The following is a 21,634-nucleotide window of genomic DNA, read 5'->3' as shown; positions in this document are numbered from 1 at the left end:
GCGGCGAAACGGTACGAGGACTCTGACGCCGAAACGGTCGGTCAGCCGATGCGGACGGGCATCTTCTCCCAGCCCCGCACGGTCGAGGTGCGAGCCTGGACCGCGTTGTCCCAGTCGACCTCCCAGTCGGGAAAGCGCTGGAGCACCTCGTCCAGCGCCACCCGGCCCTCGAGGCGGGCCAGTGCGGCACCGAGGCAGTGGTGGATGCCGTAGCCGAAGCCGAGATGGCGACCCACGGAGCGGTGAATGTCGAAACGGTCAGGATCGGGGAAACGGCGCTCGTCCCGGTTGGCGGAGCCGTTCAGAAGAAGAACGACACTGCCCGCGGGTATCGTCCGGCCGTGCAGTTCCACCTCGCGCTCGATGTACCGTGCCTGTACCGGGGAGGGCGCTTCGTACCGCAGCACCTCCTCCACCGCGTTGGGAATCAGCGATCGATCCGCGGCGAGTTCGCGGCGCTGGTCCGCGTGTTCACCGAGGAGCTTCCCGACCCAACCGACGAGCCGTGCCGTCGTCTCGTTCCCGGCACCGGCCAGCAGGTTGATGTAGGCGATCACCTCATCGCGGGTCAGCGTGCGGACGGTCCCGGTCTCGTCCTCGAACTCCGCATTCATGAGTTCCGTCATGAGATCGTCCGAAGGATGTTCCGCCCGCCATTCGATGTAGTCGACGAACGCGCCGTCGATGCCGATGTCCGGTGGCCTCGGATTATCCGGGTCCTCGATACGAAGATTGTCGTCGAAGAGGCTTCTGATCGCCTCCTGGTCCTCCTCCGGAATACCCAGGAGATAGCCGATCGTGCGCATCGCCATGTGCGTACCGAGGTCTCCGATGAAATCGAAGCCAGCGGTGCCGACAAACGGGTCGAGGGAACGCCCGCAGAATTCACGGACCTTCGACTCGAGGGCGTTCATCTTCTTCGGCGTGAACACACGGGCCATGACACCGCGGTGGGCGTGGTGCACGGGAGGATCCTCGAAGAGGATGTTCCCGGGTGGTATGGGGACGTTCGCCTTGATGATCTCCAGGAGGGTGCCCCGCCCGGACAGGAAGGTACCCCATTCGCTCAGGGCGCGCTCGACGTCCTCGAAGCGGCTCAGCGCGTAGAAGTCGTGCTTCTCGTTGTAGTAGAGCGGCGCCTCGTCGCGCATCCGCCGCCACACCGGGTAGGGGTCGGCGTCGATCTGGAAGTCGTAAGGGTCATAGTAGACGTCACCTAAATGGCTGGCGAGTGACACGGTTACCCCTTCACTGGGACGTACGGCTTTCATGAATGCCTCGCGCCTCGACGTCATCCGCGGGGGTCGTCGTCACGGTGTCCGTCCGGGCACGCCGCCGGCGGCGGACCGTGCGGTTCCGGCCCTGCCGAGCGTGCCGGTGGGCCGCAGGTCGCGTACCGAAGCGGGAAAGGAGAGTGCGGCGGTTACCGTCGCCGCCGGTGGGTGCCGGTGGTGCCGGCGTCATGACTCCACCAGCAGCACCGGCACCTGCGGGATCCGCGGGCCGCGACTAGGCCTTCGGCCAGGCGAGGGACTTGGTCTCCAGGTACTGCTCGAATCCCAGCGTGCCGTTCTGCCGGCCGATCCCGCTGTGCTTGTAGCCCCCGAAGGGCAGGTCGGCGCCGTAGGGCGTGCCGCCGTTGACGCACATTCCCCCGGTGCGCACCCGGCGGGCCACAGCGAGTGACCGTTCCAGGGATCCGGAGAAGACACCGCCGCTGAGTCCGTACACACTCTCGTTGGCGATCCGGACGGCATCGTCGTCATCGTCGAACGGGATCACCACGAGAACCGGCCCGAAGATCTCTTCCCGGGCGATCGTCATCGAGTTGTCCACATCGGTGAACAAGGTGGGCTCGACGTACCAGCCGGTGGGCAGGTGCTCGGGCCGACCGCCACCGAGCGCGAGCGTGGCGCCCTCCGCCACCCCCTTCTCGATGTAGCCGAGCACGCGAGCCCGCTGCTTGGCCGAGATCAGCGGGCCCATCATCACGTCCGGGCGCTGCGGATCGCCGTAGGGCACTGCCGCGAAGGCGGCCTTCAGCACCTCGACGCCCTCGGCATAGCGCGACCGCGGCAACAGCATCCGGGTCTGGACGGCGCAGCCCTGACCGGCGTGGTAACACACCCCCAGGCCGGCCATGAGCGCGCTCGGGAGATCCGCGTCGTCGAGGACGATCGTCGCGGACTTGCCGCCGAGCTCGAGGAACACCCGCTTCATCGTCGCGGCGCCCTTCGCCATGATGCGCTGCCCGACGGTGGTCGATCCGGTGAAGGAGATGAGGTCGACCTGCGGAGAGAGCGTCAGCTCCTCCCCCACCAGGTGGTCCGAGGAGGTGACGACATTGACCACGCCGGGCGGGATGTCCGTACGCTCGGCCACCAGCCGACCGATGCGGGTGGCGTTCCACGGGGTGTCCGGAGCGGGCTTGAGCACCACCGTGTTCCCGGTGGCGAGGATCTGGCCGAGCTTGTTGAGCGCCACCTCGAAGGGGAAGTTCCACGGCACGATGGCGCCGACCACACCGGCCGGCTCCTTCCGGACCCGCCGCCGGTTGAGCACGCCCATCGCCATGCCGTCCGGGAGATCCGACTCCCAGGGGAACTCGTCGATCAGCTTCGCCGGGTAACGAAGCGCGCTCTCCAAAGGATCATCAAGCTGTGGACCGCCGGTCACCATCCGTGGGCAGCCGACTTCGAGGATGAGCTCCTCGCGCAGCTCCTCCCGCTCGCTTTCCAGCGCGTCCTGCAGCTGTTCGAGGCAACGCTTGCGGAAGGCATGGTTCGTCGACCAGTCGGTGGTGTCGAACGCGCGGCGGGCGGCCGCGATCGCCCGCCGCATCTCCGCCGGGGAGGCGTCCGCCACCTGCCCTAATAACTGTTCGGTCGCGGGGTTGATGTTGTCGAATCGCTTGCCCGAGTCGGCTTCGACGAGCTCGCCGTCCACAAGCATCCTGGACTCGGACCTGACATCGGTCACCGCGGTCACGGTGATCTCCTCTCGCCCGCAGGCAGAAGTACGCCCTGGTGTAGCGGAAGTACGCCGGTAAGTGGTGGTGGGTGGTAGGCGTGACGGTGGAGTCCGCATCCCGCGCCCCGCCTCTCCCACACTCTTCACAACAGGAGCTGGACGACGTTCTGTCCGCCACCGGGAGCAGCGCTCACGCCTGGTCAGACCGCCACGTCAGGTTCTCGGCGACGCCGCCCGAGGAGATACCTGTGCGGGCGTGACGTCGCGGGTGGGTTGTGGTCCGTATCCGCCCGGGGACGCGAGGCGGGTGCCGTCTGGTGGTGCGGGAGAGCGGGTGATCTGGTCTCGACACCGAGTCGCGTGCGGTGTCGACATCGGATCGCGGGAACGGTCCCCCGCTGGTGTCGTTGGTTGGAGTCCGCTGATCAGCCGGGACGCCGGTCGCGCCGGGACAGGGCGTACTAGCCGCTGTCGTCGCGCCGGCGGCGCTTCTTGGGGTCACGAAGTTGCAGCGCATTGATGAAGATCTTGGTGATCTGGTCGACGGCGACATCGAAGTCGTATCTGGAGCCGTCCTGCATGAGTGACTGTTCGGCGAACCGCAGTGTCATCGTGGCGAGTGCGTCGGTCGCGATGACCGGGTCCAGGGTCGCGTCCGCCAGGCCGCGCCGCTGGAGCTGCGTGATCGAGGCGGCCATCTCCTCGCAGTGCCGCTGGTAGAGCTCGGTCCAGAGGGCGCTGATCGGCTCGTTGTACCGCGCCACCTGCTCGATGACGTTCATGATCCGCGCTTCTTTGCGGTGTGCCTCGAAACGGATCCGGATCGCCTTCGTGAGGCGCTCCCGCGGTGTGGCGGTGGAAGAAGGATCAAGGATGACGTCCATCCCCGAATTGAGAGCATGATCTATGGCGGTGACCACCTCCCGGAGGATGTCCTCCTTCGAGTCGAAGTAGTGGTAGAAGGCGCTGTGGGTCAGGCCGGCACGCTCGCCGATGTCGGAGACCCGCGCGTCATGGAAGCCCTTCTCCTCAAAGACGGTCTTCGCGGCCTCCACCAGTCGGGCCCTTGTCTCGGCCCCGCGGCGTGAGCGCGGCAGGTCGTCGTCCCAGCGCTGTGTCCTGAGCTGACTGTCGGCGCCGGAGCTCCAGACCGGTTCCGCCGCCGGCTTCGGCTGGGGAACTGCTGTCATCGGTACTCCTCCAGGGCCATCGGGTTGGTGCACTGCGAGTGCCAGGTCCGGCGACGTAGTCGAACCCCACGCCCGCATCCGCCTCGGGCCAGGGTGTGCGGGCGGGCTTCGGTCGGCGCCCGCCGGCACCCGCTCACCTTCGGCATCTCCATCACCGCTCACCTGTTCACGGGGTCCCGGTCTGCCGCCGCTGCGCGCGGTCGTCGGGCCGGTGCCCCTCGCCGGCCTGCCGACGAGCCCGTTGCACCAAAACTGACATGATCCTGAAAAAAAATCGACGATCATGTCTGGAAAGTTGACGATAATGTAGACGCTCTCCGGGCGGACAGCAAGCACCTTCCGAACGGTCGCAGGCGGTCGACCGATGGCAACCAGCCCGCCTACCAGGCGTGGAACAGCAAGCCTTGCCGACGGACGGGCCGCGGGCGGGACGGACGGACCGGGCCACGGGGCCGCCGATCGATCAACCCCGCACCGGCACGCGGTCGCACACGTCGCACGCGAACACAGGCCACCGGACCCGCCCTCCCCGGACGGGGACCGCGGCCCCGGACGCGGACCCGCGACAGGCGGGCAGCCGACTCGTCCACACCGGCCTGCGCCAGGTCCCGCGCAGCGAGCCCTCCGGTACCCCCTCCTCGCCTGGGGACGGGAATGCGCGGAATAACCAACCGAAAGCGGCATTTCCGGGAGAAACCGGCAAGGCGGGCGACAGGCGGAGACCGGCCGCACACACCTGCGCAAGGCGACCGATCGGCCGCCCAGAGTCATAACCACCGGCCTCTTGACTTCCGGATCGGAAAATGTAAGCCTTCCCACACGTTCCGGCCGAACCGACAGGCAGTCGCGCCGGCGCGGTCCAGTAATTGTTCGCCTGCCGGCTGACGCCGGCAGGTGGAACTGCCGCGTACTGGACCGCAGCCGACCTGTCGCGGCCACTTCAGCCACCACACACCGTCGGCGGCCGTATTCACGGTCGCCCCACGGGACGCTTCGCCGCAGTGCGTTCTATTTGGCGTCCCCGGGATTCCAACCGACCGGCGGGCAGTATCAGCCGCTCGTTCAACTTCACTTCCGCAGGCGCGGTCCGGCGCGCCGCGGATTTCGGCTGCGCCGAAGAGGCCGTCGTCGCGGAAAGCGCCGCGACGGCCGGGCCGCCCGCGCAGCGACTACCCAGAGGAAGGTCGTCCAAGAAATGAATCCGAGGAAAGGCCTCTTACCTGTGCTGGCGGCGGCGCTCGCCCTGGTGGCCGCCTGCGGGAGCGGCGGGGACGGCGGCGACACCAGCGCGACGGCACCAGGCACGGACACCGGGACGACGGCGACACTCTCGCGCTCCTCCGCGACACAGCCGGCCACCTGGAAGACCCTCCCGGTCTCGGGCACCCTGTCCTGCTCCGGCCCCTCGCCCGACCCGACCCGGGGGATCACCCCCACCAGCATCAAGGTCGGCGGGCTCGGCACCCTCAGCGGCGGTGGCACCTCCACCTACCAGGAGACGGACCTCGGCGCCCAGGCCCGGTTCGCCCGGGAGAACGCCGCGGGCGGCGTGTTCGGCCGCACGATCGACTACAGCGGCATGCTCGACGACGCGCAGAACGCCCAGCAGAACGCCGACGCCGGGAAGAAGCTGGCCGAGAACGAGAAGGTCTTCGCCGCGGCGCCGGTGATGACCACGATGGCGGGCTACGTCGACGCGCTGTGCGAGAACGTGGTGCCGGCGTTCGGCTGGTCGATCAACAGCGGGTTCTGCGGCCGGGCGAACACCTTCGGCTTCACCGGCTGCCTGCTGCCGGACAAGTACAACTCGATCCAGGTCGGCCCGTACGTCGAACTGCTGTCCAAGAGCTCGGACAAGAGCGTCGTCATGCTCGGTGTCGACAACGCCTCGGCCAAGCAGGGCGTCGCCGACACCAAGGACGCCCTGGAACGGGCCGGGCTGGACGTCGTCATGACCAACACCACCCTGCAGTACGGGCAGCCGCCCTCGGACCCGTCGAGCCTGGTCCGGCAGATCATGACCGCCAACCACGGCAAGCCGCCGGCGCTCGTCTACCACGTCACCGACTTCGTGAACGTGACCGCGCTGGCCCAGACGCTGACCGCCGCCGGCTACCAGGGCATCCAGACCAGCTCGGTGGGCTACGACCCGCGGCTGACCGGCCTGGAGGCGCTGAACAAGACCTACACGGCCGTCCAGTGGCTGCCGTTCGAGGAGACCGGCAACCCGACGGTGCGCCAGATGACCGACGACATCAACAAGTACGGCAAGGGCGCCAAGCTGTCGCTGACCTCGGCGATGGGGTGGATCTCCGCCGACATGCTGATCTCCGGTCTCAAGGCGACCGGCAAGGATCTCACCGTCGACAAGTTCCTGAGCACAATGAACAGCCCGGACTATCACTACGGTGACGGCATCTTCAGTGGTCAGACGACGTGGCCGGAGAACCATTTCTACGGCGCGCCCTGCAGTGCCTCCACTCAGTTGAAGGACGGCCACTACTCGCTCGCCGTCCCGCTCGTCTGCAACAACCCCTACACCAACTAGACCGGCACCCGTGCGAAGCGGGCGGAGGGCGGAACCACATCCCTCCGCCCGCGGAGGGAGTCCCAGTCCGCACGGGGGCCGGTCTGTCCCCCGCTTCCTGGACCGTAACGGGCCCGCAGGGGCGGAAAGGAGTGGGTGTGGTTGCGACCAGCACCGACAGCAGCGTCGCCGGGGTGACCACGGAACCGGCACTGGAGGTCCGCCACGTCACCAAGCGCTACGGCGGTCTTACCGCCATCAGTGATGTGTCCCTGCGGGTGGACCCCGGCGAGGTCTGTGGCTTCATCGGCCCGAACGGCGCCGGCAAGACCACCCTGTTCGACATCATCTCGGGCCTGACGCCGCCCACGTCGGGCGCCGTGTTCCTCGACGGAGTGGACGTCACCCGGCAGCTCCCGGAACGTCGCGCGCGTTCCGGCGTGCGTCGTACCTTCCAACGCGCGCAGCTGTACAGCCGCCTCTCGGTGGAGGACAACGTCCTGACCGCCATGGAATGGCGCGGCGGCGGGGGCGGGCTGCTCGCCGACCTGTTCGCCGCGCCCGGGCGGCGGCGGCGCGAGGCCGAGCGGCGGGAGCACGCACTGTCGGTGCTCGCCGCCTGCGGGCTGGCCGACCTGCGGCACAAGCCCGCCGGTGCGCTGCCGATCGGCCAGGCCCGCCTGGTGGAGCTGGCGCGGGCGATCGCCGACCGACCCCGGCTGCTGCTGCTCGACGAGCCGACATCGGGGCTGTCCGCGCACGAGACGGAGCTCTTCGGCGAGCAGATCCAGCGCCTGCGGACGACCGGCGTGGCGGTCGTCCTCGTCGAGCACGACGTCGGCTTCGTCATGGGCCAGTCGGACCGGGTCGTGGTGCTGAACCTCGGCTCCGTCCTGGCCGAGGGCACACCGGACGAGATTCAGGCCCACCCCGCCGTCCGAGCGGCCTACCTGGGCTGACCGCCAGACCGGATCTCCATCGAAGGGCCACACAATGGAGGAGTTCCTCAACCTCATCGTCGGCGGCGCCGTCGCCGGCGGTCTCTACGCCATCCTGGCGGCCGGCGTGGTCTTGACCTATCAGACGTCGGGCATCTTCAACTTCGCGCACGGTGCGGTCGCCTTCGCCACCGCCTATCTGTTCGTACAACTCAATGTCACCGCCGGCGTGCCGGTCGTCCCCGCGGCGATCATTTCCATTCTTGTCTTTGCGCCGCTGCTGGGCCTGTTACTGGACAGGCTGGTCTACCGGCGGCTCGCACACGCCCCGGTGGCCGTGAAGATCGTGGTACCGATCGGGCTGCTGATCGCGGTGCCCGGGCTCTGCCTGTTCATCTCCAGCCGGCTGAACCTGTGGTTCCACCTGGACATCGCCGGCATCGAGGATCTGTTCCTGATCCCCGGCCTGGGGCCGACCCCGAAGAAGACGTGGACGCTCGGCGGGGTGCTGCTGGACAGCAACCAGATCGCCGTCTTCGGCGCCGCGGTGCTCACGGCCGTCGGTCTGTGGGTCCTGCTGCAGCGCACCCGGCTCGGGCTCCAGATGCGGGCCGTGGTGGACCGGCGGAGCCTGGCCGCCCTGCGCGGCATCGATCCCGACCGGACCTCCGCCGTGTCGTGGATGCTGGGCAGCTTCCTCGCCGGGCTCGCCGGTGTGCTGGTCGCCCCGATCTTCACGCTCAACACCCCGGTGTTCACCACGGTCGTGCTGATCTCGACGCCGGCCGTCGTGTTCGCCCGGTTCCGTTCGATGCCCCTCGCGCTCGCCGGCGGCCTGCTGATCGGCGTCCTGCAGAACCTCATCGTCGGCTACGCGGACTTCGCCCAGAACATCTCCGGGTTCAGCACGTCGGTGCCGTTCATCCTGCTGCTCGGGCTGCTGTTCGTGTTCGCCGTGGACCGCAGCCGGCGGGCCGGCGCGCACGCCGACGACGACCCGCCGCCGCCGTCCTACGGGACGGAGTCGAAGCGGCGCAAGGTCATCGCGTGGACGGTGTGGAGCGTCGCCATCCTCGTCTTCGCGCTGTTCGTGGCGGACGAGTACTGGCAGTCACTCATCATCCGCGGACTGGCGCTGTCGCTGGTGCTGCTCTCCTTCACGGTCGTGACCGGAGTCGGCGGGATGGTCAGCCTCGCGCAGGCCGCGTTCGTGACCGCCGCCGGCATCACGGCCGGCTGGGCGGTCAGCCACCACTGGCCGTTCGCGGTCGCGCTGCTCCTCGGCACCGCGGTCGCCACCGCGATGGGCGTGCTGGTGTCGCTGCCCGCCCGTCGGCTCGGCGGGCTGCCCCTGGCGCTGGCGACCCTGGCCCTGGCGTACCTCTGCCAGAACCTGTTCTTCCAGCTCAGCGGCGTGAGCCGGAACGACTTCGGCGGCTGGGTGCTCCGCCCGCCCGCCCTCGGACCGGTGGACCTCGCCGACCCCCGCTCAATGATCATTTTCCTGGCGGTCGTGCTGGGCCTCGCTCTTCTCCTGGTCAGCAACCTGATCCGGTCGAGCTCCGGCCGGGCGATGGCCGCGCTGCGCTCCACGGAGCCGGGCGCGGTGACCATCGGCATCTCGGCGGGCCGCACGAAGACCGCGGTGTTCGCCCTGTCCGCGGCCATCGCCGGCTTCGGCGGGGTGCTGCTCGCGAGTTCGTCCGGGCGCATCACCCACCTCGACTATCCGGTCGAGACGGGCCTGTTCTGGCTCGCCACGGTCGTGCTGTTCGGGGTGCGCCGCCCGGCCGCGGCCGTGATCGCCGGGCTGAGCGCCGCCGTCAGCCCCGAGATCCTCAGCCACGTCGCGGAGACGTCCTACCTGCCGCAGGTGCTCTCCGGCCTGGCCGCGATCAACCTGGCGCAGAACTCCGACGGCATCCTCGCGCTCACCGCGCAGCAGCGGTTCGAGCGTCGCCGCAGGCGGGAGCAGCGGGCGCTGCGCCGGGAGGCCGCCGCCACGGCGGCGACCCCGGTCAGCACCACCCCGAACAGCGTGACCCCGGTCAGCGCGCCGGACACCGAGGCCTCGGACGGTGCCTCGACCGTGCTCGAGCTGCGTGACGTGCACGCCGCCTACGGCGCCGTGGAGGTGCTGCACGGGGTCAGCCTGACGCTGCGGGCGGGCGAGGTGCTCGCCCTCATCGGGGCCAACGGGGCCGGCAAGTCGACGATCTGCGCGGTGGTCACCGGCGGCGTCCCGGTGACGCAGGGCACCGTGCGGCTCGGCGGCCAGGACGTCACCGGGCTGCCACCGCACCGCAGAGTCCGGCACGGCGCCTTCCTCATCCCCGAGGGCCGCGGCATCTTCCCCGCCCTGACCGTGGACGAGAACCTCTCCCTGTGGCTCCCGTCGGCCGATGACCGGGACGCCGCCTACCGCCGTTTCGCGGTGCTCGGCCGACGCCGCGGCCAGCTCGCCGGATCCCTGTCCGGCGGCGAGCAGCAGATGCTGGCCCTGGCGCCGGCGCTGGTGAAGCCCCCCGCCGTCCTGATCGTGGACGAGCCCTCGCTCGGCCTGGCCCCCCTCGTCGTCGCCGAGGTCTACGCCGCCCTGGAGGAACTGCGGGCCACCGGGACCGCGATCCTGCTGGTCGAGGAGAAGGCCCACGACGTGGTCGCGCTCGCCGACACCATCGCCTTCATGGCCGTCGGCCGGGTGGCCTGGGCGCAGCGGACCGCCGATGTCGACGCGGACCTGCTGGTGCAGTCCTACCTCGGGATCAGTGACACGCCGGCCGGGCACTCCGGGTCACCGGCAGCCCTGGCCGGCAGCACGACCGGCCCCGCCGTCCCGCAACCCGCGAAGGAGCGTCCATGAAAGCCGTACGTGCAGCCGAAGGCGGCGTGCAGCTCGTCGACCTCGACGAGCCGCCCGGCACCGGCGAGGTCCTGCAGGTCCGCTCGGCGAGCATCTGCAGCTCCGACCTGATCTACATCAGCCAGGGCAGCCGCCACATCCTCGGCCACGAGCTGGCGGGCGTGCGCGCGGACGGCAGCGCCTACATCGTCGAGGCGCTCTTCGGCTGCATGGAATGCGAGCAGTGCCTGAACGGCAACTACAACCGCTGTCCCACCCACGGCGAGCGGGCGCTCGGCTTCAGTGCCGACGGCGGCATGGCCGAGCAGTTCCGCGTGCCCACGGCCCGATTAGTCCCGCTGCCGGCCGGCCTCGACGTGCGCGACGCCTCCATCGTCGAGCCGGCGTCGGTGTCCTGGCACGGCGTCCGGATCTCCGGCGCCGCCCCCGGAGCCCGGGTCGCCGTCGTCGGCGCGGGCGCGCTGGGCCTGCTCGCCGTCGCCGCCGCCCGCCGGCAGGGCATCACCGACATCGCCATCGAGGCGCGCTATCCGCACCAGATCGAGGCCGCCGAGCGCCTCGGCGCCAGCGGCCCGCCCAAGGGCGAGTACGACGTCATCATCGAGGCGGCGGGAAGCCCGGCCAGCCTCGCCCGCGCGGTGGAGCTGCTGGCGCCCGGCGGCACCGTCGTCGCCATCGGGGTCTACATGGGCACCATCGAGGTCGACTGGCTCAGTGTCTTCCTCCGCGAGGGCCGCCTGTTGTCCTCCCTCGGCTACTGCCGCCACGGCGGCGGCCGCGAGATGGATGACGCCGCGGCCATGCTCGCCGAGGACCCCGAGATCGCGCGCACCCTCATCACCCACCGCTTCCCACTCGAGGAGGCCGAGGAGGCGTTCCGGGTGGCGAGCGACCGGAAGTCGGGCGCCATCCGGGTCGTGCTGGAGCCATGAGACGGCACGCCCGGTCCCCCCGGCGCGCCGGGAACGGCCCGTCCCGCACGTCCGTCTACGCAGAGGAGCACCGATGACCCCGACCTCGGAGGTGGCCGCCCGGCCGGCCGTCCTGCCCGGCGCCGCCCGCCAGATCGGCTACATCGTCCGCGACATCGATCAGGCCGTGCGCAGCTGGCTGGAGCTGGGAGTAGGCCCCTGGTACGTCCTGCGCGGACAGACGCAGACCGGCCTCTACCGGGGCCGGTCCTGCTCGGCCCCGCTGTCCATCGCCTTCAGCAACACCGGTGACCTGCAGGTCGAACTGATCTGCCAGGAGGACGACACCCCGAGCATCTACACCGAGTTCCTGCACGCGGGGCACGAGGGGTTCCACCAGCTGGCCTGGTGGACCGACGACTTCGACGCCACCATGCGGTCCGTGGCGGCCGCCGGGTGGCCCGTCGTGTGGTCCGGTGACGGCGACGGCGCGGCTCGCTACGCCTACGTCGAGCCGCCGGCCGGGCCCGCGACCATCGTCGAGATCATGGAGGTCACGGCCGCCACGGACGGCATCGCCACGCTGGTCCGCCAGGCCGCGCAGGACTGGGACGGCAGCGATCCGATCCGCACGCTCAGCGTGTAGGCCGCCCGCCGACGTGCGCGGGCCCGGTCCGGGAGCACCCGGCCGGCGCCCCGCCGTCGGCGGTCCTCGCACCACGCTTCGAGCGGTCACCTCGCACAAGGGAGTGGAGAAGCCTTGACCAGGAATGGCACCCGGGCCGCCGGGACGGTGGGCATCGTGACCGGTGCCGGTCGCGGCATGGGCCTGGCCTGCGCGCAGCGCCTCGACGGCACGGTCGACGCGTTGCTGCTCGTCGACCGGGACGAGTCGGTGACGGCGCTGGCGAAGCGGTGGCCGGCGAGCACGACCACCGTCGAGGCGTTCGTCCTCGACGTCACCGACCGGGAGGGACTGGACCGGCTCGCGGCACGGGCCGGCGAGCTCGGCACGCTGCGCGCCGTCGCGCACGCCGCGGGCATCTCACCGACCATGGCCGACTGGCGCCGCATCTTCGCCGTCGACCTCGTCGGGACGGCGCTGCTCGCGGCGGCCCTGCGCCCGCTCACCACCGCCGGGACGGCGCTGGTGTGCTTCGCCTCCATGGCGCCGTACCTGCAGATCAGCGAGGCCGACCCGGCCGCCGACGCCGTGCTGGACGACCCGCTCGACGAGAACTTCCTCGACCGCCTGCACGAGGCCCTCGGGCCCGTCGTCGAGGACCCCGGCATGGCCTACTCGTGGGCCAAGCGCGGGGTGCAGCGCTTCGCCCGCCAGGAGGCGGTGCGGGTCGGTCCGCTCGGCGGGCGCGTCTGCTCCCTCTCCCCGGGGATCATCGACACTCCGCAGGGCCGGCAGGAGGCCGAGACCCACACGATCATGCAGACCCTGGTGGACCAGACTCCGCTCGGCCGCATCGGGCAGGCGCAGGACGTCGCCGACGTCGTCGCCTTCCTGCTGTCCGACAGCGCCCGCTTCGTGACCGGCGTCGACATCCTCGTGGACGGCGGCATCTGCGCCGCGCTGAGCGGGTCGACGGCCGCCGCCACCCAGTAGGGCTTTGTTGGGTGCGACGCACCCTGGGTGGGGCCCACCGCTGGCGCGGCCACCAGCGACGGCCCGTTGCCCGCCGACGACCTCACCGCACTGGTGGGCACCGATGCGGCGCACGGACCGGCTATGATGGCTCCATCAGCTCGTCGAGCTCCTGCCGCGAGTTGTCCGCGCGTCGTAGCACCCGCTTCTCAGCATCGGGCCTCCGCTCCGCGCGTAACCGGCCGAGATCCTCGGATCCCCGGTTGTCGGCGGGACACCCGCACAGATAGAGATTCTTCTTGTCTTCGTTCACCGATCTTGGCGTGCCTGCGCGCCTGACCGATGTTCTCACCCGTCTCACCATCGAGACCCCCACCCCCATCCAGCGGGCGACGCTGCCGGACGCGCTCGCCGGACGTGACGTCCTCGGCCGCGGCCGCACGGGGTCCGGCAAGACGCTCGCGTTCCTCCTGCCCGTGGTCGCGCGGCTGTCCGGCGGGCCCCGGGCCCGGGCCGGGGCTCCGCGCGCGCTGGTTCTGGCGCCCACCCGCGAGCTCGCCGCGCAGATCGACACGGCGCTGCGACCGCTGGCCGCCGCGGCCGGCCTCACCTCGTGCACCGTGTTCGGCGGCGTCGGTCAGGAACCGCAGGTGGCCGCGATCCGGCGGGGTGTCGACATCGTCGTGGCCTGCCCCGGCCGGCTGGAGGATCTCCTCGCGCAGGGGCGCTGCTCGCTGGCCCAGGTGAAGATCGTCGTGTTGGACGAGGCCGACCACATGGCCGATCTGGGGTTCCTGCCCGCGGTGCGCCGGCTGATCGGCCAGACCGCGGCCGGTGGGCAGCGCATGCTGTTCTCGGCGACCCTGGACAAGGCCATCGACACCCTGGTGCGCCAGTACCTCAGCAGGCCCGCGGTACACGAGGCCGACTCCGCCCAGTCCCCGGTGGGCACGATGGCGCACCATCTGCTGCACGTCGAGCGGGACAGCCGGCTTCCCGTGCTCGTCGACCTGTCCAGCGCCCCGGGCCGCGCGGTCGTGTTCACCCGCACGAAGCACGGCGCCAAGGCTCTGGCCCGCCAGCTCAACCGCGCCGGCGTGCGCGCGGTCGAGCTGCACGGCAACCTCAGCCAGAACGCCCGTACCCGCAACCTCGACGACTTCCACACCGGCCGGGCCTCGGCGCTGGTCGCCACGGACATCGCCGCCCGCGGCATCCATGTCGACAACGTGGCACTCGTGATCCACGCCGATCCACCGGCCGACCACAAGGCATACCTGCACCGTTCCGGGCGCACCGCGCGTGCCGGCAACAGTGGCACCGTCATCACCCTGGCGACCACGGAGCAGATCCGTGAGGTCACGCAACTGGCCCGCGCCGCCGGCATCAGGCCGACGACCACCCGGGTCGCCTCCGCCGCTCACCCGATACTCGCCACGCTCGCCCCCGGCGCCCGGTCGCTCAGCAGCCCCGTGGTCGCGGCACAGGCGGAGACCAGGAGCACTCCAGCCCAGCGCCGGCCGGTCGGTGAAGACCGCGGCACCGAGCCGACGCCTCGAACGGGCAGACGGCGTGGACGCCGCCCCGCCGGCAACCACGGCGGCCGCGCCGCCGACCACGGCCGCCGCGCCGGGCGGTCCACGGCGTCCCGATCGCCCGCGGTCACGGCTCGTACCAGCTCACCCGAGCACGAGGCCGGCCCGTCACCCGCGAAGCGGTCCAGCTCGCGACCGACCCACAGCGCCGCGGCGTTCAGCGCACGCCGCGCCCGCTGACCGGACCCGGTCACACCCACACACCCTGAGCCCGGGTCCGCTCGGGCGGCGTCCTCGCAGGGCGGCGCTCCCACCCCGGTGGGCGCGCCGCCCTGCGAGGTGTCCCGGGGACGGGTCCGTGATCCGTCCCCGGGGAGCCGGTCCGGCTAGGCCGGGACCGAGATGTTCATCAGCCGGGCGAGGTTGCCGCCCATGATCTTGCGGGTGGTCGCCTCGGGCAGGTGCTTGAGCTCGTCAAGGTAGGTCAGCGGGCTCGCAAGCCCCTCGGGATGCGGGTAGTCGGAGCCGAACAGCACCCGGTCCTCCCCGATGAGCTCGGCGAGCGCGCCCAGGTCCTCCTCCCAGAACGGGCTGATGTTGATGTTCCGCTTGATGACCTCGATCGGGTCCTCCGCGAAGTCCTGCGGCAGCTTCTTGTAGAGGTCCCTGATGGACAGCAGCAGCGGTGCGACCCAGCTGCTGCCGTTCTCGACCACGGCGATCTTCAGCCGGGGGAACCGGGACAGCGCGCCGTGGCAGACCAGCGCCGCCACCGCGTCCTCCACCGGGCGCCAGGCCTGCAGCATCCGGAACGCGCTGGGCTTGAACGGCAGCATCTCGGAGCTGGTGCCCGTCCAGTCGCTGTAGTACCGGTCGTAGCCGCTGTCCGACGAGTGCAGCGTGACCAGGATGTCGGCCTCCTGCACCCGCTCCCAGAACGGGTCGAACTCCGGCAGCCCGAACGAGCGCGCGCCGCGCAGGCCGGGCACCGGCGCCGGACGGATGAGGATCACCCGGGCACCCCGCTCCAGCACCCACTCCAGTTCCTCGATCGCCTTCTCCACGATCGGCAGGGAGATCACCGGGGTGGTGAAGATGCGGTCGAGGCCCTCGTAGTTGAACTGCCAGGTCTCGTACAGCCACTCGTTGAGCGAGTGGATGACGGCATGGACCAGGTCCGGGTCGTCCCGCATCCGCTCCTCGATGAGGCTGGCCAGCGTCGGGAACATCAGGGTGCGGTCCAGGCCCTGCTCGTCCATGAGCTTCAGCCGGGCGGCCGGCTCCCGCCAGGCGTCGATGCAGCGCACCGGCGCGCCGAAGATCTCCCGGTAGGACTTGCCCTCGGGGTTGCCGTGCCGGTAGTAGTCCTCCTGCGCGCCCGGGCGGGCGACCACGTCGAAGGTCGGGTTCGGGATGTAGTCGCTGATCTGCCCCCGGACCACGATCTTCGTCCGGCCGTGGACGTCGACGTAGTCGACGGCGCCCTTGTAGCGGGCCGGGAGAAACTTCGTCAGCGCGTCCTTGGTCTCGTACAGGTGGTTGTCGGCGTCGAACACCGGGATGTCGTTGGTGGGCACCATGGCCTCCTCGGGCACACGAAAAGCAGCATGTGGGGGCACGACACAGGGGATAAGGAAGAGCGGAGGCGGCGCGGCGACGAACCCGCCCTGCGGGCATCCGCCCGTTGTCGCGGGCTTACTTGGGCTGTATCGCCAGGGCGATGTCGACGAGCATGTCCTCCTGGCCGCCGACCAGCTTTCGCCGGCCCGCCTCGATCAGGATGCTGCGGGCGTCCACGCCGTAGGTCTCGGCGGCTATCTCGGCGTGCCGGAGGAAACTGGAGTACACGCCCGCGAAGCCGAGCGTGAGCGTCTCGCGGTCGACCCGGACCGGACGGTCCTGCAACGGCCGGACCAGGTCCTCGGCCGCGTCCTCCAGCGCGAGCAGGTCGCAGTCGAGATCCCAGCCCAGCAGCAGCGCGACCGCGACGAACGGCTCGATCGGGCAGTTGCCGGCGCCGGCTCCCTGGCCGGCGAGCGACGCGTCGACGCGGTAGGCGCCCTCCTCGACCGCGGCGAACGAGTTGGCGACCGACAGCGAGAGGTTCTCGTGCGCGTGGATGCCGATCTGGGTGTCCGGGCTGAGGACGTCGCGGTAGGCACGGACCCGCTCGCGCACGCGGTCGGTGGTCAGCCGGCCGCCCGAGTCGGTGACGTAGACACAGTGCGCCCCGTACGACTCCATCAGCTTGGCCTGGGCGGCCAGCTCGGCCGGCTCGGCCATGTGGCTCATCATCAGGAAGCCGGAGACGTCCATGCCGAGCTCGCGCGCCGCGGCGATGTGCTGGGCGGCGACGTCCGCCTCGGTGCAGTGCGTCGCGACGCGGACCGAGCCGACCCCCATCGCGTGCGCGCGGCGCAGCTCGGCGATCGTGCCCACGCCCGGCAGCAGCAGCGTGGTGATGGTCGCCTGCGAGGCGTTGGTGACCGCCGCCTCGATCCACTCCCAGTTCGTGTGGCTGCCGGGGCCGTACGTCAGACTGGAGCCGGCCAGCCCGTCACCGTGGGTGACCTCGATCGCCCGGACGCCCGCCTTGTCGAGAGCGGCCACGATGGCGCCGACCCGCTCCGGGTCGACCCGGTGCCGGATGGCGTGCATGCCGTCCCGCAGGGTGACGTCCTGCAGATAGATGTTCGGCCCGCTCATGCCGTCACCTCGGATCCGGCGATGCGCTCGGCGACCCGTACGGCCGCCGACGTCATGATGTCCAGGTTGCCGGCGTAGGCCGGCAGGTAGTGGGCGGCGCCCTCCACCTCGAGGAACACGCTCACCTTCCAGCGGACGTCGACCGTGTCGTCCGGCAGGAGAATGCGCATCTCGGCCGGGTCCACGGGAGTGAACTGCACGTCCTGCTTCAGGCGGTAGCCGGGCACATAGGCGGCGACGTCCGCGATCATCCGGTGGATCGATTCGGTGACCGCCTCCCGGTCGACGTCGCCGACCAGGCAGAGCACGGTGTCCCGCATGATGAGCGGCGGCTCGGCCGGATTCAGGATGATGATGGCCTTGCCGCGCCGCGCGCCGCCCACCGACTCCAGCGCGTGCGCCGTCGTCTCGGTGAACTCGTCGATGTTGGCGCGAGTGCCGGGCCCGGCCGATTTCGACGCCACCGTGGCGACGATCTCCGCGTAGGCCACCGGGGTGACCCGGGAGACCGCCGCGACGATCGGGACGGTGGCCTGCCCGCCGCAGGTCGTCATGTTGACGTTGGGGGCGCTCAGGTGCTCGTCGAGGTTGACCGCCGGCACGACGAACGGCCCGAGGGCCGCCGGGGTGAGGTCGATCAGCCGCCGGCCGTAGGGGGCCAGCGCCGCCGCGTTCGCCCGGTGCGCGTTCGCGCTCGTCGCGTCGAGCACGATGCCGGCCTGTTCGAACTCGGGCATCGCCAGGAGACCGGCCACCCCGTCGGACGTCGTGGCGACGCCCAGCCGCCTGGCGCGGGCGAGGCCGTCGGACTCCGGGTCGATCCCCACCATGGCCGCCACGCTCAGCGACTCGGACCTTCGCTTGATCTTGATCAGGAGGTCGGTACCGATGTTCCCCGACCCGATGATCGCCACCTGCTGCACGGTTTCAGCCTTCCTTCTCGAACGTCGCCGTCACCGGGCCCAGGGGGCCGACCTCGGCTTGGATCACGTCGCCGGGCTCGATGGGGGCCAGCGGACCGAGCGCCCCGGAAAGGACGATGTCGCCGCCCCGGAGCGGATCCCCGAAGTCCAGTGCCGTGCGCGCGAGCCACGCCAGCGCGCTGAGCGGGTCGCCGAGGCACGCCCGCCCCGTCCCGGTGCTGGCCGTCACGCCGTTGCGCAGCATCCGCATCGACACGTCGGCCGGAGTGAACTCGTCCAGGGTGAGATGCCGGTCGCCCAGCACGAAGACGCCGCTGGAGGCGTTGTCCGCCACCGTGTCGGTGATGCGGATCCGCCAGTCCGCGACCCGGCTGTCGACGACCTCGATCGCCGCGACCGCGCTGCCGACCGCCGCCCGGACGGCGGCGGGCTGCGGGTCGACGATGTCCGCGGCGAGGATGAAGGCGATCTCGGCCTCGGCCCGGGGCTGCAGCAGCCGACCGAACGGCACCGTGGCGCCCGAGGCGTAGTTCATGTCGTCGAAGAGCACGCCGAAGTCGGGCCGGTCCACGCCGACCTGGCGTTGGACGGCCGGCGAGGTGAGACCGATCTTGCGGCCGACGACCCGCGCGCCGCGGGCCACCCGCAGCGCGGTGAGCGCCGACTGCACCGCGTAGGCGGCGTCGATGTCGCTCGGGCCGATCAGGTCGGCGACCGGCGCGCACGGAACGTGCTCGACGGCCGCCCGGTCGAGCCGTGCGACGGCGGCCTCGATCGCGTCGCGTCCCACTCCGCCGGTCACAGACCTGCCTGTCACATCTCTGCCCGTCACACGGCACCTCGGAATCGTCGGGGCGAGCACCGCCCGCGGGTGGACGCCGGCCTCATCGCGGGACGGCCGTCCGCACGGCGAAGCCGGCGATCAGCTCGGGCGCGGGCCGGTAGTAGCTGGTCCGCACCCGGTACGGCCCCGTTGCGGCGAGCGCCGCGAACGCGGCGACCCACGTGCGTATCTCGTGCGCGGAATTGCCGCCCTCCCGGGTGATCCCGTCGTTGGTCCACCCGTCCAGCTCGGCCAGCCGGCCCTGGTCGAGGACGTCGAGCACCCGCCGGTCCCACTCGGGGTTGAGCGGTCGCAGGTCGGCCGTACCGCGGGCGAAGCTCGCCGCCGCCTCGATCACCGCGCTCTGCCGGGCCTGCCGCTCACCGGCGGTCGGCGGCCGTCCGTGCACGATGCGTTCGAGCACCTCCGGCGGGCTGGCCAGGTTCGGGACGGGCGGGTCGTGCGAGAGTCCGCCCGACCCCAGCACGAGCACCCGCCGGTCGAGGCCGGCCAGGTAGCGGCCGATCGCGGCCCCCAGCAGCCGGGCCCGCCGCAGCGGCGCCAGCGGGACCGCCACGGAGTTGACGAAGACCGGGACCACCGGACGGGCCGCGATGTCGCCGAAGAGTGCCGCCAGCGGCTGCACCGTGCCGTGGTCGACGTCCATGCCGGTCGAGACGGCCACGTCGACGTCGGCCGCCCAGGCCGCCTCCGCGAGGCCGTAGGCGAGCTCGGCGGGGACGTCGAGCTCGCCGCTCTGCGTCCCGTAGTCGCCGACACCGCGCGCCGCGGTGCCGACGCAGAACGGCGGCATGAGCCGGTAGAAGAAGCCGTTGTAGTGGTCCGGGGCGAACAGGACGACCAGGTCCGGGTCGTACTCGCGCACCACGTCCCGGGCGGCGGCGAGCGCCGTGCCGACGTCAGCCAGGAGAGACGGCGGCGGGCCGGGCAGGCCGAGCAGCGGGCTGTGTGACATGCAGCAGAGGGCGAGCGCCATCCTCGGCTCCCGGGGTGAGGGACAGCGCGCCGGTGAGCGACGCGGCCAGTTCGGATGTCAGCTGAGCGACGCAGGCGCCGGACACACACCGGTCGGGCCGCAGGAAGAGCACGGACTCCTCGTGCGCGTCGAACCAGGACTTGAGCGCGCCGGTCCGGTCCCCGACCACCACGACGTCCGGGTGGTCCTGGTCCGCCCAGTGCAGCTGGGTGACCGGCCGCAACGCGACGAAGGTCGCGCCGAGCGCCTTCCACCTCGCGAACGTCTCGGGGCCGAGCAGCTCGTACGGGTCGTTGTTCCAGCACAGCACGGCGAACCAGGGCCCGAGCACGTCGTCGAGCCGGACGTTCTCGCGCTCGCGGGTGTCGACCCGCGGCTGGATGAACAGGGTCCCGACCGGCGAGTTCGCCCGGATCGGCTCCGTGTGCACGACCGCGCCCTCGACGTACCGCGGCATCGGTTTGAACCGCATCTCCACGACGTACTGCTTGAGCGCGGGCACGGCGGAGGCCGTCCGGGCGATCCAGTCCCGCACGGTGGCGACCCGCCGGTTGGTCGGGGAGATGATGCGCCCGACGGTCGTCGACAGGTCGATCATCGCCTGGGCGTGCCGGCGGCGCTCGACGTCGTAGGTGTCGAGCAGGGCGTCGCCGGCGAGGCCGTTCGCCACCGCGGCGAGCTTCCAGCCGAGGTTGGCCGCGTCCCGGATGCCGCTGTTGTAGCCCTGGCCCTGCCAGACCGGCATCAGGTGGGCGGCGTCGCCGGCGATCAGGACCCGCCCGGCGCGGAAGGAACCGGCGATCCGCGAGTGGTGCGTGTACACCCGGCGCCGGATGATGTTGACGCGGTCCGGGCGCGGGACGAACCGGGCGAGCATCGTGGCGATGAACTCCGGGTCCTCCGCCGCCTCGTCGGCCTCGTCCGCGTGCAGCATGAACTCGAACCGGCGGATGCCGTGCGCGATGGACACCGACACGTAGGGGCGCGCCGGGTCCGCGCCGACGTCCACGTTGGGCCGGCCGAGCGGGTCGGGGCGGATGTCGACCACGAGCCAGCGCGTCGGCGACGTCGTGCCCTCGAACGACACCCCCATGAGCTGCCGGGTGGCGCTGCGCCCGCCGTCGCAGCCGACGACGTGGCCGGCCGTGACGGTCGAGGGGCCGGCGGGCCCGGACAGCCCCACCGTCACCCCGTCGGCGGTCTGCTCCAGCGACTCCATCCGGTGGCCCCAGCGGACCTCGACGTGCTCGTACCGCCGCAGGCCCGCCAGCAGCTCGGCGTCCGCCAGTGGCTGGACGAAGCCGTTGCGCTTCGGCCAGCCGAACGGCTGGCTGGTCGGCGCGATCTCGGCGAGCACGCGCTGCTTCGCGTCGACGAACCGCATCACCTGGTTGGGGTTCGTGTGCGGCAGGATCCGGTCGACCAGGCCCGTGCTCTGGAAGGTGCGCAGCGACTCGTCGTCCAGGCCGACCCCGCGCGGGTAGTCGATCAGCGTCTCCCGCTCCTCGACCACCAGGGTGCGCACGCCGTAGCCGCCGAGCAGGTTCGCGAGCGTCAGCCCCACCGGGCCGGCCCCGATCAGCACGACGGCCGGCGCGGCGGCGACGGCTCCGGGCCCGGCGGCTGGTCCGGTACCGGGGAGGTCCGCGGCCAT

At 71.2% G+C, this 21,634-nt stretch carries 16 protein-coding genes; 7 read left to right on the top strand and 9 right to left on the bottom strand.

Annotated elements, in window-relative coordinates; genetic code table 11:
• Positions 1–41: 41 nt before the first annotated feature.
• The 3 genes from E0504_RS26720 to E0504_RS26710 form a co-directional block, all read right to left on the bottom strand.
• Positions 42–1,271 carry a cytochrome P450 gene (locus tag E0504_RS26720; RefSeq protein WP_165938620.1) on the bottom strand — a complete coding sequence of 410 codons (1,230 nt, stop codon included), beginning with the start codon at positions 1,269–1,271 and terminating at the stop codon, positions 42–44.
• A 238-nt stretch (positions 1,272–1,509) separates the two neighbouring features.
• The gene (locus E0504_RS26715; RefSeq protein ID WP_200835237.1) at positions 1,510–2,952 is read right to left on the bottom strand and encodes an aldehyde dehydrogenase family protein; all 1,443 of its coding nucleotides are present in this window, start codon (positions 2,950–2,952) and stop codon (positions 1,510–1,512) included.
• Positions 2,953–3,431: 479 nt separating this feature from the next.
• On the bottom strand, positions 3,432–4,160 hold the full coding sequence (locus E0504_RS26710; protein ID WP_112105727.1) for a TetR/AcrR family transcriptional regulator: 729 nt from the start codon (positions 4,158–4,160) through the stop codon (positions 3,432–3,434).
• Between the two features lie 1,195 nt (positions 4,161–5,355).
• Between E0504_RS26710 and E0504_RS26705 the strand changes: the two genes are divergently transcribed.
• From E0504_RS26705 to E0504_RS26675, 7 genes are all read left to right on the top strand, one after another.
• The gene (locus tag E0504_RS26705; RefSeq protein ID WP_112105726.1) at positions 5,356–6,708 is read left to right on the top strand and encodes an ABC transporter substrate-binding protein; all 1,353 of its coding nucleotides are present in this window, start codon (positions 5,356–5,358) and stop codon (positions 6,706–6,708) included.
• A gap of 131 nt (positions 6,709–6,839) precedes the next feature.
• Positions 6,840–7,646 carry an ABC transporter ATP-binding protein gene (locus E0504_RS26700; RefSeq protein WP_131626045.1) on the top strand — a complete coding sequence of 269 codons (807 nt, stop codon included), beginning with the start codon at positions 6,840–6,842 and terminating at the stop codon, positions 7,644–7,646.
• A gap of 34 nt (positions 7,647–7,680) precedes the next feature.
• A complete protein-coding gene (locus E0504_RS26695) occupies positions 7,681–10,488 on the top strand; it encodes an ATP-binding cassette domain-containing protein (protein WP_131626044.1) in 2,808 nt (935 codons plus the stop codon).
• Entirely contained in the window at positions 10,485–11,420 is a 936-nt protein-coding gene (locus E0504_RS26690) for a zinc-binding dehydrogenase (RefSeq protein WP_131626043.1), read from the top strand. Before E0504_RS26695 ends, E0504_RS26690 begins: the two co-directional genes overlap by 4 nt.
• A 73-nt stretch (positions 11,421–11,493) precedes the next feature.
• A complete protein-coding gene (locus E0504_RS26685; protein WP_112105722.1) occupies positions 11,494–12,045 on the top strand; it encodes a VOC family protein in 552 nt (183 codons plus the stop codon).
• A gap of 114 nt (positions 12,046–12,159) precedes the next feature.
• Positions 12,160–13,017 carry an SDR family oxidoreductase gene (locus E0504_RS26680; protein WP_255565673.1) on the top strand — a complete coding sequence of 286 codons (858 nt, stop codon included), beginning with the start codon at positions 12,160–12,162 and terminating at the stop codon, positions 13,015–13,017.
• Positions 13,018–13,319: 302 nt separating this feature from the next.
• The gene (locus tag E0504_RS26675) at positions 13,320–14,771 is read left to right on the top strand and encodes a DEAD/DEAH box helicase (protein WP_112105720.1); all 1,452 of its coding nucleotides are present in this window, start codon (positions 13,320–13,322) and stop codon (positions 14,769–14,771) included.
• Positions 14,772–14,917: 146 nt separating this feature from the next.
• On the opposite strand, the gene E0504_RS26670 is transcribed toward E0504_RS26675, so the two are convergent.
• The 6 genes from E0504_RS26670 to E0504_RS26645 form a co-directional block, all read right to left on the bottom strand.
• On the bottom strand, positions 14,918–16,111 hold the full coding sequence (locus E0504_RS26670; RefSeq protein ID WP_112105737.1) for an amidohydrolase family protein: 1,194 nt from the start codon (positions 16,109–16,111) through the stop codon (positions 14,918–14,920).
• A 115-nt stretch (positions 16,112–16,226) separates the two neighbouring features.
• On the bottom strand, positions 16,227–17,237 hold the full coding sequence (gene dmpG / locus E0504_RS26665; RefSeq protein ID WP_112105719.1) for a 4-hydroxy-2-oxovalerate aldolase: 1,011 nt from the start codon (positions 17,235–17,237) through the stop codon (positions 16,227–16,229).
• On the bottom strand, positions 17,234–18,160 hold the full coding sequence (locus tag E0504_RS26660; protein WP_200835236.1) for an acetaldehyde dehydrogenase (acetylating): 927 nt from the start codon (positions 18,158–18,160) through the stop codon (positions 17,234–17,236). Before E0504_RS26660 ends, dmpG begins: the two co-directional genes overlap by 4 nt.
• A 4-nt stretch (positions 18,161–18,164) precedes the next feature.
• Entirely contained in the window at positions 18,165–18,962 is a 798-nt protein-coding gene (locus E0504_RS26655) for a 2-keto-4-pentenoate hydratase (protein WP_112105718.1), read from the bottom strand.
• A gap of 82 nt (positions 18,963–19,044) precedes the next feature.
• A complete protein-coding gene (locus E0504_RS26650) occupies positions 19,045–19,980 on the bottom strand; it encodes a 3-carboxyethylcatechol 2,3-dioxygenase (RefSeq protein WP_112105717.1) in 936 nt (311 codons plus the stop codon).
• Positions 19,904–21,634: a bifunctional 3-(3-hydroxy-phenyl)propionate/3-hydroxycinnamic acid hydroxylase gene (locus E0504_RS26645; protein WP_112105716.1), complete on the bottom strand. Its 1,731-nt coding sequence runs from the start codon at positions 21,632–21,634 to the stop codon at positions 19,904–19,906. Before E0504_RS26645 ends, E0504_RS26650 begins: the two co-directional genes overlap by 77 nt.

It is taken from the genome of Parafrankia sp. BMG5.11, from assembly GCF_004337455.1.
This window is presented reverse-complemented; position numbering and strand designations above follow the sequence as displayed.

What these genes read in the sequence shown, in the direction of transcription:
- E0504_RS26720 (WP_165938620.1), bottom strand. Translation starts at nt 1,271, where the DNA reads ATGAAAGCCGTACGTCCCAGTGAAGGGGTAACCGTGTCACTCGCCAGC.
- E0504_RS26715 (WP_200835237.1), bottom strand. Translation starts at nt 2,952, where the DNA reads ATGCTTGTGGACGGCGAGCTCGTCGAAGCCGACTCGGGCAAGCGATTC.
- E0504_RS26710 (WP_112105727.1), bottom strand. Translation starts at nt 4,160, where the DNA reads ATGACAGCAGTTCCCCAGCCGAAGCCGGCGGCGGAACCGGTCTGGAGC.
- E0504_RS26705 (WP_112105726.1), top strand. Translation starts at nt 5,356, where the DNA reads ATGAATCCGAGGAAAGGCCTCTTACCTGTGCTGGCGGCGGCGCTCGCC.
- E0504_RS26695 (WP_131626044.1), top strand. Translation starts at nt 7,681, where the DNA reads ATGGAGGAGTTCCTCAACCTCATCGTCGGCGGCGCCGTCGCCGGCGGT.
- E0504_RS26690 (WP_131626043.1), top strand. Translation starts at nt 10,485, where the DNA reads ATGAAAGCCGTACGTGCAGCCGAAGGCGGCGTGCAGCTCGTCGACCTC.
- E0504_RS26685 (WP_112105722.1), top strand. Translation starts at nt 11,494, where the DNA reads ATGACCCCGACCTCGGAGGTGGCCGCCCGGCCGGCCGTCCTGCCCGGC.
- E0504_RS26670 (WP_112105737.1), bottom strand. Translation starts at nt 16,111, where the DNA reads ATGGTGCCCACCAACGACATCCCGGTGTTCGACGCCGACAACCACCTG.
- dmpG (WP_112105719.1), bottom strand. Translation starts at nt 17,237, where the DNA reads ATGAGCGGGCCGAACATCTATCTGCAGGACGTCACCCTGCGGGACGGC.
- E0504_RS26650 (WP_112105717.1), bottom strand. Translation starts at nt 19,980, where the DNA reads ATGGCGCTCGCCCTCTGCTGCATGTCACACAGCCCGCTGCTCGGCCTG.
- E0504_RS26645 (WP_112105716.1), bottom strand. Translation starts at nt 21,634, where the DNA reads ATGGCCGCGGACCTCCCCGGTACCGGACCAGCCGCCGGGCCCGGAGCC.